The organism is Sphaerospermopsis sp. FACHB-1194 (assembly GCF_014696235.1).
Taxonomy (GTDB): Bacteria; Cyanobacteriota; Cyanobacteriia; order Cyanobacteriales; family Nostocaceae; genus Sphaerospermopsis; species Sphaerospermopsis kisseleviana.
Map to the genome: position 1 here is coordinate 12,948 of NZ_JACJPU010000058.1, position 14,656 is coordinate 27,603.

At 34.8% G+C, this 14,656-nt stretch carries 10 protein-coding genes and 1 rRNA gene; 9 read left to right on the forward strand and 2 right to left on the reverse strand.

What is annotated here, in order from left to right:
• Positions 1-364: 364 nt before the first annotated feature.
• From H6F45_RS23215 to gloB, 8 genes are all read left to right on the forward strand, one after another.
• Positions 365-2,947, forward strand: coding sequence for a M1 family metallopeptidase (locus H6F45_RS23215; protein WP_190348501.1), 2,583 nt, complete (start codon positions 365-367; stop codon positions 2,945-2,947).
• Between the two features lie 477 nt (positions 2,948-3,424).
• The gene (locus H6F45_RS23220) at positions 3,425-5,419 is read left to right on the forward strand and encodes a hypothetical protein (RefSeq protein WP_137668181.1); all 1,995 of its coding nucleotides are present in this window, start codon (positions 3,425-3,427) and stop codon (positions 5,417-5,419) included.
• Positions 5,420-5,582: 163 nt separating this feature from the next.
• Positions 5,583-6,236 carry an OmpA family protein gene (locus tag H6F45_RS23225; RefSeq protein ID WP_096567718.1) on the forward strand — a complete coding sequence of 218 codons (654 nt, stop codon included), beginning with the start codon at positions 5,583-5,585 and terminating at the stop codon, positions 6,234-6,236.
• A gap of 6 nt (positions 6,237-6,242) precedes the next feature.
• Positions 6,243-7,685 (forward strand): EH signature domain-containing protein, encoded by a 1,443-nt coding sequence (locus H6F45_RS23230; RefSeq protein WP_199301897.1) that lies wholly within the window; start codon positions 6,243-6,245, stop codon positions 7,683-7,685.
• Between the two features lie 94 nt (positions 7,686-7,779).
• On the forward strand, positions 7,780-8,130 hold the full coding sequence (locus H6F45_RS23235) for a hypothetical protein (protein WP_096567716.1): 351 nt from the start codon (positions 7,780-7,782) through the stop codon (positions 8,128-8,130).
• 460 nt (positions 8,131-8,590) lie between these two features.
• Positions 8,591-10,300 carry an AarF/ABC1/UbiB kinase family protein gene (locus tag H6F45_RS23240; RefSeq protein WP_096567714.1) on the forward strand — a complete coding sequence of 570 codons (1,710 nt, stop codon included), beginning with the start codon at positions 8,591-8,593 and terminating at the stop codon, positions 10,298-10,300.
• Between the two features lie 38 nt (positions 10,301-10,338).
• Entirely contained in the window at positions 10,339-10,713 is a 375-nt protein-coding gene (locus tag H6F45_RS23245) for a hypothetical protein (protein ID WP_137668178.1), read from the forward strand.
• A 368-nt stretch (positions 10,714-11,081) separates the two neighbouring features.
• Complete coding sequence (gene gloB, locus H6F45_RS23250; RefSeq protein WP_190348502.1) at positions 11,082-11,855, forward strand: hydroxyacylglutathione hydrolase; 774 nt, start codon at positions 11,082-11,084, stop codon at positions 11,853-11,855.
• Positions 11,856-12,027: 172 nt separating this feature from the next.
• Here the strand turns inward: gloB and menD are convergent, their stop codons facing one another.
• Positions 12,028-13,752 carry a 2-succinyl-5-enolpyruvyl-6-hydroxy-3-cyclohexene-1-carboxylic-acid synthase gene (gene menD / locus H6F45_RS23255; RefSeq protein WP_190348503.1) on the reverse strand — a complete coding sequence of 575 codons (1,725 nt, stop codon included), beginning with the start codon at positions 13,750-13,752 and terminating at the stop codon, positions 12,028-12,030.
• Between the two features lie 106 nt (positions 13,753-13,858).
• On the opposite strand from menD, the gene folB reads away from it, so the two are divergent.
• Positions 13,859-14,218 carry a dihydroneopterin aldolase gene (folB, locus tag H6F45_RS23260; protein ID WP_096567706.1) on the forward strand — a complete coding sequence of 120 codons (360 nt, stop codon included), beginning with the start codon at positions 13,859-13,861 and terminating at the stop codon, positions 14,216-14,218.
• Positions 14,219-14,537: 319 nt separating this feature from the next.
• On the opposite strand, the gene rrf is transcribed toward folB, so the two are convergent.
• Positions 14,538-14,655, reverse strand: a 5S ribosomal RNA gene (gene rrf / locus H6F45_RS23265).
• Position 14,656: the final 1 nt, after the last annotated feature.

Here is a 14,656-nt window from a genome sequence, read left to right on the forward strand (position 1 = left end):
TTGCTCTCAAAAAGACTTCAATGGAGTCTAGAGTAAATCCGTAAATGCTATCTTAATTTGATATGCAAAAAGTAGTCAGATTCTGAATGACAAGTTATTCTAAGCTATAAGAATAATTGTTAGTATTTGTAATCGATGGAAAGCCATCACTGTGTGATGCTAGAAACTCTTGTCCCGATGATGCAAACCTGCAGAATCTCAGATGAGATCAAGACTTGGACACTGGGTAGCAAAATGAGACAATTGATTTAATTGATTACATCCCAGAGAAAATCCTGATCAAATTACCATTTTGATTTGGGAGAGGCATCTACAGATCGCTATTGTTATGACAGTTTCAGGATTACAAGGTCAGTAATAAACAATGTTGAAATTTTATTTTGATACAGAGAAAGCAAGACACAAATCTTTTGAATTGCCGGGGGCTAAACCACATTATAATCCCGATAGACCGGGACAGGTAGAGCATATTTTTCTGAACCTCAGTTTGGATATTCCCAACCAAAGTTACAATGGTAATTGTAGCATTCGCCTATTGCCAATCCGTAATAATATTGATAGGTTGACATTGGACGCTGTAAATTTAAATATCCAATCTGTACAGGTTGACGAGGTTGAACAAAAGTTTGACTATGACGGGGAAAAACTGTGTATTCAATTATCTCAACCTACGCAAATTGGTAAGAGGTTGTTGATAGCGATCGCCTATTCTGTGGAAAAACCCCAAAGAGGTATTTATTTTATCCAACCAGATAAGCACTACCCCCACAAACCTACCCAAGTCTGGACTCAAGGAGAAGACGAAGATTCTCGTTATTGGTTTCCCTGTTTTGACTATCCAGGACAGTTATCAACTTCAGAAATTCGGGTGCGTGTTCCTAAACCACTGGTGGCAATTTCTAATGGTGAATTAATTGATACTGTAGATGATGGAAACTATAAAATTTACCATTGGTCTCAACAGCAAATACATCCTACTTATTTGATGACGTTAGCTGTAAGTGATTTTGCGGAAATAAAAGATCAATGGGAAGGTAAACCTGTTACATATTACGTAGAAAAAGCTAGGGAAGCAGACGCTAACCGCAGCATGGGTAAAACTCCCCGCATGATCGCATTTTTGAGTGAAAAGTATGGTTATTTATACCCTTTTCCCAAATATGCTCAAGTTTGCGTGGATGACTTCATTTTTGGGGGGATGGAAAATACCTCTACCACGCTGTTAACAGATCGCTGTTTGTTGGATGAAAGAGCATTATTAGACAACCGCAACACCGAAAGTTTAGTAGTGCATGAATTAGCACATCAATGGTTTGGTGATTTACTGGTAATTAAACATTGGTCCCATGCTTGGATTAAGGAAGGAATGGCTTCCTATTCTGAGGTAATGTGGACTGAACATGAATATGGTGCGGATGATGCTGCTTATTATCGCTTGTCGGAAGCTCGCAGTTATTTAAGTGAAGATAGTAGTCGCTACCGTCGGCCAATGGTAACTCATGTTTACCGTGAAGCGATTGAACTTTACGATCGCCATATTTATGAAAAAGGTTCTTGTGTTTATCACATGATCCGTGCAGAATTGGGAGAAGAATTATTCTGGAAAGCTATCCAAACCTTTGTTGTTGATCATGCTCATCAAACTGTAGAAACCATAGATTTATTAAGATCAATTGAAAAAGCAACAGGTAGAAATTTAGCTTTCTTATTTGATCAATATGTTTATCGTGGTGGACATCCTGATTTTAAAGTTGCTTATTCTTGGGATGGTGATGCTAACTTAGCAAAGGTGACAGTTACTCAAACCCAAGCTAGTGATGATCAGGATTTATTTGATCTGAAAATCCCCATTGGTTTTGGTTATAAACAGCAAAATACTGATTTAAAGATTTTTAATGTCCGCATTAATGAACGGGAACAAAGTTTTTATTTCCCATTAACAGAAAAGCCCGATTTTGTTAGTTTTGATGTGGGTAATAATTATCTCAAAACCGTAGTTTTAGAATATCCCATACCAGAGTTAAAAGCACAGTTGGAATTTGATCCAAATCCTATTTCTCGGATTTATGCAGCAGAAGCATTAGCGAAAAAAGGCGGTTTGGAAGTTGTCAAAGCTTTATCCGCAGCTTTGAAAAATGATCCTTTTTGGGGTGTGCGGGTAGAAGTTGCTAAACAATTAACGGAAATTAAATTAGATCAAGTTTTTGATGGTTTAGTTTCTGGGTTGCATGATGATAATCCTTTTGTCCGTCGTTCTGTGGTAGAGTCCTTATCTCAAATCAAAACTCATGCTAGTTATAAAAATGTCAAAGAATTGGTACAGCATGGGGACAAAAGCTATTATGTAGAAGCTGCTGCTTGTCGGAGTTTGGGAACAATTGCTGCTGCTAATTTAGATGATAAACCCCACGAAGAAAAAGTGATTAAACTACTCAAATCTGTTTTAGAAGAAAGAGCAGGTTGGAATGAAGTAGTTAGAAGTGGTGCTATTGGTGGTTTAGCAGAATTTAAAACTTCGGAAAATGCTTTAAATGTCTTGTTGGAATACACTAAATTAGGCGTTTCTCAAGCATTACGTTTATCTGCGATTCGCGCTTTGGGGAAAATTTCTGTAGGTCAAACTCCTGCTAATATAGAAAGAATTTTAGACCGATTAGCAGAAATAGCGAAAGAGACATTCTTTTTAACTCAAGTAGCGGTGGTGACAGCTTTAGGACAAATGGAAACTCCCAAAGCGATTGGGATTTTACAAAGTTTAGCTGATCAAACTCCTGATGGTAGGGTGCGACGTTATGCTGAGGAAGAAATTCCTAAAGTACAAAGAAATATTGGGACAGAAAAAAGTTTGAAACAAATGCGGGAAGAATTGGATCAATTGAAAAAACAAAATCAGGAGTTAAAGAGTCGGTTAGAAAATTTGGAGGCCAAGTCCAAGCAGGGAAATTAGGAGGATAATACACATTATTAGTAGGGGTTTAGCAGTGCTAAACCCTGACAGGATTCAGAAGTAAAAATGTCTTTTTTTGTATGTTTGAATAAATCAAAAGTGGTGAAAAAGCTAGAATTATCCCTACTTTCCTCCTGTTTTGCGTAAGTCCTGTATTCCTAAAACTTCCTCAATCTAAGTATTAAACCAAGACAAAAATGTATTTTTTTTTTGCATAAAATTAGTATAATTACTGTTTGTACTTATACTGAAATTGATGCAATATATATAATCAAGGCTAAATCAAAAACCAAAGAAAGATAAATCACTATTGAATGCTAAGACATATCCTGAATCATATTTGCCGAGTTAGACACTGAACTTTTAACTTATCTAGATGTAGATAATTTTATACTGCGGTAAAAGTTTTGATAAATCAACCTTTACCGAAAATAGGCTACAGCAGCTTTTTGATCACAAAAAATAGAGGTTTGATACATGATAGAAGTACCAGCAAGTTTATTTTATGTGGCGATCGCCATAGTTTTTATACTAGGATTCATTTGGGAAATAATTACAGTAATAAAATATTGTCAAGAATCTAATTTTATTAAGAAGATAATCAAAGAATTAGAAAGAGATACTTATGTTGAAAGAAAATGGATTAACGAGCATTTAGAAACAGAAAATAATTATCATAGAAATCCTCTAAAAACCAATGATAAATACATCCTCAAACAATATCCAGATATATTCCATCAATCGACACGCAGTAATTTAAGATTTATTAGTACAATTTGTACATCCATTGGAGTCTTAGGAACATTTTATGGTATTCAATCAGGAATAGCAGATATTCCATTGAGTAGCTTAAATCAAACAGATGCTTTAATGAAAGGAGTAGGAACATTATTAGCAGGAATGCAAACAGCATTTTCTACTTCATTAGTGGGGTTAGGACTAGGAAGTGTATTTACTATTATTCTATTTTTCACAGACTTCATTAGACAATCACGACATGACAACCTAAGACAAAAATTACATAAAATTACCGTTCCTAAAAAAGATAATCGAGAAGATGCAATCAACAGTTTAAAAGAAATCGCTGCAAATTTTAGAAACTTTGATTTTAACGCCAGTTTCAGAGCAATCCAAGCATTACAACAAGTAGCTGAAAAACTGGATGCAGAAACTATTGGTATAGAAGTAGGAAAAGCTGTTAGTATTCAATTAGATAAAACCATAGAAACCAGATTAACGCCCGCATTTAATCATATTGCCGATTCCCAAAAAACCCTAACCCAAATTACCACAACTCAAAAAAATGTACTCGAAAACTTAATTAGTGAAATGAAAAATCAACTAATTATTCCAGTAGTAGAAAGACTAGATCAAAGTGCGATATTAACTCAACAAGCATCAGCAGCAGTCACAAAATTAAACAATGAATTAGGGGGAATATCTGAAAAATTAGCTAATTCAATCGTCACAATTCAACAATTTCAACAACAAACCTTAGGAGAGTTAAATAATTTTGCCAATAGCTTACAATCTACCTTACATGATTTCCAAACAGAGACAACCAACGTTTTACAAGAAACTGGAGTTGCTATTACTAAAGCAGTAGAAACAAGTATTACAGGAATGGAATCTCAACGGGAAGCATTCCAAAAAAGTGCAGAACAAGCAGCGGATACATTTAAAGGAATTAGAAGAGAATTAGAACAATCTTTAACAACTCAATCTGAACAACAAAATCAAATGTTAACAAGGGTTTATTCTGCATTTTCACAAATTATCACTGAAACCAATGAAAGTTTTAAAACTCAAACTATAACTTTAGAAACAGTAGGTAGACAAGCATCACAATTAATGAACAGTGCAAAGGAGAATTTAGAACAAACATTATCAAATATTGATCAGACATTACAACAAACCCGCGTCACAGTACAAGAAGAATTACAAAGGTTTAGAATTGAATATCAAAACAGTTTAAATCAATTCTTTAATGATCAAAATCAACTCCTAGAAAGTACATTAGGAACACAAAGAAATGCTTTACAGGAAGTAGTGAATGATTTACGCAAAGCTTTCCAAGAAGAAACCGAACGCAGAAAATCATTAATGAATGATTTAACTCATACAATAAATGAAGTTACCAGAGGTATGAATGATATTAGCACAGCAACTAATAATATGCACAGCAAAATACAAGTAATACAAGAATTTACAGCAGCAATGGGTTTACATTCAGGAGAAAGAATAACTCAACTCCAAGAATTATCTCGGAATATTGGTACAGTAAGTCAAGATTTTAATAATCTTCTATATAATTGGCGAGATCATCTCGATCAATATCTAGATAAATCAACAAAATGGCAAACTGAATTTTTTAAAGAAGCTGACAGTTCCATGTCAAGATTATGTAGTAACATTTTAGAAAATGCAAATAACGCATTAGTCAAAATTGAAAATGAACGTCGATTAAATTAACGTAGGTTGGGTTGAACGAAGTGAAACCCAACACACCTTTTCAAATCAAATGTTTGGTTTATTTGCATCAATTCAACCTACACTTTTGAAATATTAGCTTTACTTGTTGGGTTTCCTTACGTCAACCCAACCTACAAAAAATAATTAGCAGGTAAATTATCTCATGTTCAATCATTTAAACATTTTCAAAAATCAAGATGATCAAGAAGAAGATCCCGCAATTTATCTTTCTATCGGTGATTTAATGTCATCGTTATTAATGTTTTTTGCACTACTTTTTATTTCCGCATTAATTCAGCTTAATCAAGCACAAAAAGACATTACTAGAATTTTAATAGGTGAGTTAGAAGGACAATTAAAAGCTAATAATATTGAAGCAAAAGTTGATCCAAATACCGGAGATATCAGTTTAAGAGATAGCATCTTATTTGAAACTAATAGCGCAAAATTAAATCCCCAAGGTGAAAAAACACTGCAAAAATTGATTCCCATTTATAGCAAAGTAATTTTTGAAACTCCCAGAGTGAAAGATCAAATTGAAAGAGTAGTTATTGAAGGCCATACAAGTGCTTATGGTAAAGCTGATTTCAACATGGAATTAAGTTTAAACAGAGCTTGGCAAGTTGCCAAATATACATTATATACAATGCCATTTCCTAACAAAACTCATAAATCACAATTAGAGAAGAAAATCATGGTAGTAGGAAGAGGTGAAAATGATGCAAAAATAGGAGATTTACCAACAGATAGAAGAGTAGTATTTCGGATTCAGTTTAAAGGACAAGATTTGAGTAAGTTAAATCAAGCAGATAATTAGAAAACAATGCTTCACAAAGACTTCAACCTTAAAGAATTTAGTATACCAGATCATCAACCCCATAGATTAATTGAACTCGCTGCAAAACAAAAACCTAGTAATATTAATTTATCTATATCAGCATTGCAAGAAAAAATTGATCAGAATAGAATTAAAGATATTAGTTTAATAGAATGGATATGGTGTATTGATAACGATCAAATTTGGGAAGCAATACCAGAAGAAGAAAGAAAACAATTAACTTTAAGAATTTGGCGTATATCCCAAGAAAATAAATGGTTATATTTTACCTTAATTCGTCGGTTAGCTTGGTTTTATCATGGACAAAAAAATGTAATCACATCGCACTTAGTTAATGGGTTTCTTCTGTGGAGTAATTCAATTTCTGTCAAGGATAATCTAGTTATTAAAATTTTGGTTGCTTTGGGAGCAAATGAACCGAAAAAAGCAATGGTAAAAATTATTTGTGACCAAAACTTAACTCATAATGAACTATTGCCAAAAATCAATCATGTTCTCCCGAATCTTACCATATTTAAAGATTATGTTTTGGAAATAGCACCTTATTTTACAAAACAGCTACATCCAGTTACGTTAGATAAAGTTAATTGGTTATTACGTTGTTTTGAACAAATGGAGGAAACTGATCAAATTAAATCTGTAGAATATATTTTAAATCATCTTTTTACCTCAATAGTTGGTAGGTATCCAGAGTTAGTTAATTGGTTAAAAACCAACTATCATAATTCTAGCAAACAATCAAAATTATCCAGTCAAGCTAGACAGAAGTTAAGAATTTGGATTGGTGCAGTTAATTATCAAGACTTTTCTAATTTAGTAGATTTAATTGCTCAACGAATTGGTATCACAGACAAAGAGGAAAACCAGTTAAACAAACGTCAAGGATTTTGGGCTAATTATAGCAATAGTTTTATGAGAATTAAAATTTTATTACCTATGCAATCTTATGAAATTATCAATCATGATTTGAGAGCAGATCAAGATGTTCAAAGACTACGATCAGATGGTAGTGATGAGACAGAAATATGTATTTTTGATTTAGGAGAGAATGGTTTTATTGTCGAATTTTTTAGAGGTAGAGGAAGTGAAACTAGAATTTTTCCTCAAAATGATTATATCGAAAGTGTTTTATTTGGTTCTCAACCATTATCCGTGAAAAGAATTAGAAAATTAGGAGGGGAAGCACATGATCATGCTTTAGCTTGGCAATGGTCTTGCGAACAATTATTAAGAACTAAATATCAAATTCTGCCAAATACAGGAACTACATCTTTTATCGGATTACCACCAAAATATGGTAGATATGATACTAGTTTAGGTTTACCTAATCCTGATGATCAAAAATTAAATGAACGTCAAAATCAATTACAAAAATGGAATCGGATCATTAATCAATTAGAATTAGAAGCCAAACGATCATCATATTAATCAGATTTCAATCAAAATCTATCGAAAACTGTTAGTTCTCTGTATCTTTGTGCTTTAAATATCCATTAATTAAATAAACATTCAGTAAATAACCATGAAAGATATATTTCAACAACCATCAATAGAAACATTAGTAAAAGAAATTGTCGCCTTAAATCATGCTTGGAAAGCAGCAGGAGAAATATTTGGAGAAGAAAGCGAAATAGCTAAAAGTGCAAGAGATTTAAAAGGATCTTTACAAACAAGATTATTACGTACCTATCCAAATCAAGTTTATTTGAGAATAGATCAAAAAAGTTCACAAGAAGCAGGAGAAGAAGTATATAGTTTGCGTTTAGTAAATCCAATTAATAACCGTGATAATGCAGAACATTTACCTGTTAGAGTTGTCAAAAAATTACTTTCCCAGGAAGAAATTAATCAATTGGAAAAATTTAATAATTAGGGAATCGGATAATATTTATATATTAATCTATTTCTGATAGTTTCAACTGCACTATATTAATAAATATCAAAATTCTCTAAACAACAATATATCTCATCTTTATATACCTAAAAACCCTGTATGAGATTTTCACCACCATCCTACAAAACCTGAATATTCACAAATAACCATCAACTAACCTGTATGGGATCGGATTTTCAAGATATTTAATGTCAGATTTGATACTAAATTATACCGCATCAAACATTAAGAAATAATAAAATACTCTCGCTAAGAGACAAAAGTTTGTACTTTTATAAAGTATAATTAAGAAAAACATAAACTAATCTCAACATTCAAGATAGGTTGAGTTTATCTATAGCTTCCATCAAAAACCAACAATACACTTGAGCAACAAGTAAATTGTCAATCAAGTAGTCAGAAAATTCTCAAATTCCCAGTTGTAGAGGCAAAAAAAGACGTGGGTCAGTATCAACCTGCTCAACTAAAGCAGTATAATCCAGAAGCGATCGCTCGTTACTATCGTTACCGTCCCTGGTTAGCTTGGGGCAGACTACTGAGAATCATCTTCTCCTTTGCAGGCTTTCTACTCAGCCTCAAATGGGATGAATGGCAAAACCAAGTTGAGCAGAATAAGGGTAAACGAGCTACCCAGTTGCGACAACTGCTCACAAACCTCGGTCCGACATTTATTAAAGTGGGTCAAGCCCTTTCGACTCGGCCAGACTTGATCCGTAAAGACTTTTTAGAGGAACTGGTAAAACTACAAGACCAGTTACCACCCTTTGACCATGACCTAGCGCAACACATTATTGAAACTGAACTCAACCGTTCCATTGACGAGATATTTAGCGAACTTTCCCCGAAACCAGTGGCTGCGGCTAGTTTAGGTCAAGTTTACCGGGGTCGTCTCATCACTGGTGAGGAAGTAGCAGTCAAGGTACAACGCCCGCACCTGCGTCCAGTAATTACAAAAGACTTATATCTAATGCGTTGGGCAGCAACTTGGCTGAGTCCTTGGTTGCCCCTCAATCTCGGCCATGACCTCACATTAATCGTCGACGAGTTTGGCACGAAGTTATTTGAAGAAATAGACTACATGAACGAAGGTCGGAACGCGGAAAAATTTGCCACCAACTTCCGTGATGACCCCCAAGTAAAAGTACCAACTATTTACTGGCGTTATAGTAGTAACCGTGTTTTAACCCTAGAATGGATTAACGGCTTTAAACTCACAGATATCCAAAGCATTCGCCAAGCAGGTTTAGATCCCGAAACCATTATCCAGATTGGTGTTACTTCTGGTTTGCAACAATTATTAGAACATGGTTTTTTCCATGCTGACCCCCATCCTGGTAATTTATTTGCTGTTCCCGATGGTCGCATGGCTTACATCGACTTTGGCATGATGGACCAGTTGGAGGAAACCACAAAGGAAACCTTAGTAGATGCCTTAGTACATCTTGTCAACAAAGATTATACTGACTTAGCGGAAGACTTTGTAAAATTGGGCTTCCTCGCTCCAAAAACAAATATTGCTCCCATTGTTCCAGCATTAGAAGCAGTTCTGGGAAATGCCATTGGTAAAAACGTCGGTGATTTTAACTTTAAAACCATTACCGATGAATTTTCGGAATTGATGTATGAATATCCTTTCCGAGTTCCCGCTAAGTTTGCTTTAATTATTCGTTCTTTGGTGACACAGGAAGGTATTGCTTTAACCCTCAACCCCAATTTTAAAATTGTGGAAGTAGGTTATCCCTACATAGCACGACGGTTATTAACTGGTGAATCTCCCGCATTAAGACGACGGTTATTGAACGTGCTATTTAAAGATGGTAAATTCCAATGGCAGCGTTTAGAGAATTTGATTTCCATTGCGCGGACTGATCAGCAATTTGATGTTGTTCCAACAGCCAGAATGGGTTTACAGTATTTACTATCGGAAGAAGGTAAATTTTTACGTCGTCAGTTAGTTTTAGCATTAACTGAAGATGATCGTTTACACACTGATGAAGTACAAAGATTGTGGGATTTAGTCAAAGATGACTTACCGCCAAATCGGTTATTAAATGTAGCTGTAGGCATTTTAACCGAGTTATCGAGAGAAAGTGTAGCAGCTATTTTGCCAAAAGCAACATCTCTAATTTCGTTTACTGAAAAACAGTAACAACGTTTAAATTATTTGCATAAAAATCAGGAGTCTTCATGTATTATTATCCTCTGCAACCTCCTTATATCTTGCTTTTGGTTGGTTTCCTCATGGCTTTAACTTCTGGTTTTGCTTTGTCAGGAACATTAAAAGTAATTGTCCAAAAATGGCCAAATAACAATCAAGAACCTATTAAATCTAGTGCTTCTTTAAAGCAATTGTTAGTACCATTTATTGGTATTACGGGAGGCGTTTGTTTATTTATGTCTTCTGGTTTAGAAATATTTGGTTTTCCCTCTCCCCTAGCTTTGGGTATTGGTTTACCTTTGAGTTTGGGAACTTGTGTGTTTGTTTGGTTTCAGTTAGGTAGTTTGCTGGAATTTGTCAGCAGTCGAGGAATGCAATCTTTAGATTTGGATTCTTGGTCTTAATAACAATAATTCAGGAGTCAGGAGTTATTTATTTTGGATTTTGGATTTTGGATTTTGGATTGTTTTGTAAAATCTAATCTAAAATCTAAAATTTTCTTCCCCATCTCCCTATTTCCTTTACTAACGAAAAACTTTTTGCTGCCACCTTTATCAAGTCTAATTACTTGTGCATTTGCCTGAACTTGAAAATCTGCTTTTTCACGAACTTTAACACGAATTTTAATTAATTAGGTTTTTAATCTGTTCATATTCTCTTGTCTCATTAGCAATTGACTGGACTAACCTGATTCAATTCAAAACTTCTAAATAGGCTATAGTTATGAATGATCAATATCAAGCATCCATGTGTGTGGGAGGTAAAGAAAGCAATGCAGGTAATCCGACTATCAGCACTTTCTGACAACTATATATTTATGCTGTACGATTTACAGCATAATATTGCTGCTGTTGTTGATCCAGCGGAGTCTAAACCAGTTTTACAGCAACTTGCACAACTAAAATGCAATTTAGTAGCAATTTTTAACACACACCATCATCATGATCATGTGGGTGCTAATCTGGAGTTAATCGAAAAATTCCCCCAATTGACAGTATATGCTGGAATTGAGGATCGGGGAAGGATTCCTGGACAACAGGTATTTTTACAAGAAGGCGATCGCGTACAATTTGCCGATCGCACAGCAGAAGTATTTTTTGTACCCGGCCATACCCGCGCTCATATAGCTTACTACTTTCCTCCTGTAACACCTAGTGAGACAGGAGGATTATTCTGCGGTGATACTTTATTTGCTGGTGGTTGTGGTCGTTTGTTTGAAGGTACACCAGCGCAAATGGTAGACTCTTTAAGCAAACTGCGGGCTTTACCTGATAATACCCTTGTTTGGTGCGCCCATGAATACACTTTAAGTAATCTGCGCTTTGCATTAACAGTTGATAGTGAAAACACGGATTTACAAAAGCGATTTGCAGAAGTAACAGATATGCGTCAGCGTCAGGAAGCTACTGTTCCTTCTCTGCTTGGTATTGAAAAGAATACAAATCCGTTTTTACGCTGGGATCATCCTTCGTTACAATTAGCTGTAAATAGTAAAGATCCTGTACAAACTTTTGCTAAAATTCGCGGAATGAAAGATAAATTTTAAGTAAGTATTCAGCAGTCAGCTATCAGCTTTAAAGACTGAAATACAAAACAAGAGAAAAATCAGAAGTGTATAAATTTTATGCAATTAAGAATTATAAATCTTTCCTCTTGCTGTTATTAGCTGATTACTGATTACTGATTACTTACACTTTATTCACAGGTTTACTCAATGTTTAAAAAGCATCACTAAACCTTCTCAAATACTCCTTTCTCCATAGAGAATCCCTTTTTCTGTTTGTCCTAATTTCCAAAACCCGTATTCCCTGACTTGGTAACAGTTTTAATCTTTCTTCTAACTGCTTCCAAGAATTTATTAACTCATATTCTACACCATAAGTAGCACATAACTGGGCAAAATTAATATCCTGGGGAGTGGCAAAAAATTCTTCAAAAGGTGGATCAAAATTAGCAATAGGTAACATTTCAAAAATTCCCCCACCATTGTTATTAATTAATACAATTGTCAAATGTCCAACTAACTTATTTCTCATTAAAAAACCATTAGTATCATGTAATAGGGCTAAATCTCCCGTTAACATCACACTACTTTGTTGATGATGTGCTATTCCTAAAGCAGTGGAAAGAGTACCATCAATCCCATTTGCACCCCTATTAAAATATGATTTTATTCCTGAATTATTTGGTTTCCAGAAAAATTCCACATCTCGCACTGGCATACTATTAGCAATAAAAAATGTTGTTTTTGGGGGTAGAATTTGCGAAATTAACCAAGCAGCTTTACTTTCAATTAAGTCTTCTATAGTTTCAAAAGTCTCATCAATATTTTTTCTAATTTGCGCTTCAATTTCACACCATTTTTGTAAATAAAACCCCCATTCCCCATTTCCCATTTCCCATTTCCCATTCCCTAATTTTTCTACAGATATCCTTAAATGTGTTGTTTTTCCATGTAAAGGATCTAAATTTTCAGCACTACTATCAATTAACCAGCGTTGAGGATTAACATTAATTAACCAATTACGTAATTCTTTACTAGTCGGCATTTCCCCAATTTGAATTACCATTTCTGGTGTTAATTCTTGGGACAAGTTTTGATTACGTAAAATTATGTCGTAGGTAGAAATTAGATAGGGGTTTAAATCTGCGTAATTTCTAACAGGAGAAAGTCCCTCAGCTAAAACAGGCCATTGCAAAGTTTGAGAAAGTCGAGCGATCGCTATACAATATTCTTCAGGTTCTTTGGGTTGTGCAACTCCAGCAATAATAATACCCCGTTGACATTTTTGCCATTCTTTAGGTAATTGATAATTGGTAATTGGTAATGGTGTTGCAATTATCCCAGAAAAGAACTCTTCACAATCTAATATAAAATCAGTACCATCAGAAATTGGTGCTAGAGGATCACGAAAAGGTATATTTAAATGTACAATTCCCCCGGTAGGAAATTGGCAACGTTCCCAAGCATGAATTACCGTTTGTCGCAAATAACTTAACATTCTTTTATTAGCGACAGGTGTAGCTAACTCGGTTTGCCAGTTAGGATAATTACTGTATAATTTTACCTGATCTATAGTTTGTCCAGAATGGCAATCTCGCAATTCAGCAGGTCTATCTGTAGTTAATATTAATAAAGGTACACGACTTTCTTTAGCTTCGATTACCGCAGAGTAAAAATTAGCTCCTGCTGTCCCTGAAGTACAAACCAAAACCACAGGTTTTCCTGTTGCTTTTGCTCTTCCCAAAGCAAAAAAAGCCGCAGAACGTTCATCTAAAATGGGAATAGCTTCAATATCTGGTGCTTGTTTGCTAAAAGCCACCGTTAAGGGAGTAGAACGAGAACCAGGACATAAAATAGCACAACTTAAACCCAAGCGTTTGAGGGTTTCTGTTAAAACATAAGACCAAAGTTGATTAAGATTATTAAAATTAAGCTGCATTAAATCAATATGGGAGATAAGACAATTTTTAATTTTAATTTGTTTATCGGGCTTTTTAATTTAAAATTTAAAATGTCTAAAATGTAAAACTTCTACTCTAATTTTTATGGACTGTATTCATTTAACAGGAATTAGCTGCTATGGCTATATTGGGTATTTACCAGAGGAAAAGGTTTTAGGACAATGGTTTGAGGTAGATTTGAAGTTATGGTTGGATCTTTCCCAAGCTACTGAGAATGACACTATTGAAGATACTGTAGATTATCGCACTGTTATTAATTTAGTGCAGAATTTAGTTAAAACATCTAAATTTGATTTGTTGGAGAGGTTAGCAGGTGCGATCGCAAATGCTATTCTTCAGCAGAATGATATGGTTTCTCAAATACAAGTTATTGTTATCAAACCTGCTGCACCCATACCTGACTTTAACGGCAAAATTAGCATTGAAATTACCAGAACTAGGTAAAAAGATAAATAGGGGTTGCTGAGAAAGTCTTTCCGTGAGGGCATAGGAGTCAGGAGTCAGGAGTCAGGAGTCAGGAGGAGATTTGAAAATTTCTTTGCCATCTCTTGAAATCCCAAAAAATGCACACTTTTTCCGGTATACCCTTCAAAACCCTTGCACTAATTTCTGTGTTTATCAGCCTCTAACCTTTGATATATCAAGGTTTTAGGTTTATTCAGCAAACCCTAAATAGATAAATAAAAACTGGAGTTTAAAAAACCCAGATAAAACAAAAACCCCCTCTAAATAAATAGAGGAGGCTTTTGTTTTTGAATATTAAACCTGGCATCGAGCTATTGTGACAGAGGGCAACCCCTCAACTATCGTCGCCGCAGCAGCGTTTCACCTCTGAGTTCGGGAAGGGATCAGTGTGGTTCCACCGCGCCATAGACACCAGGA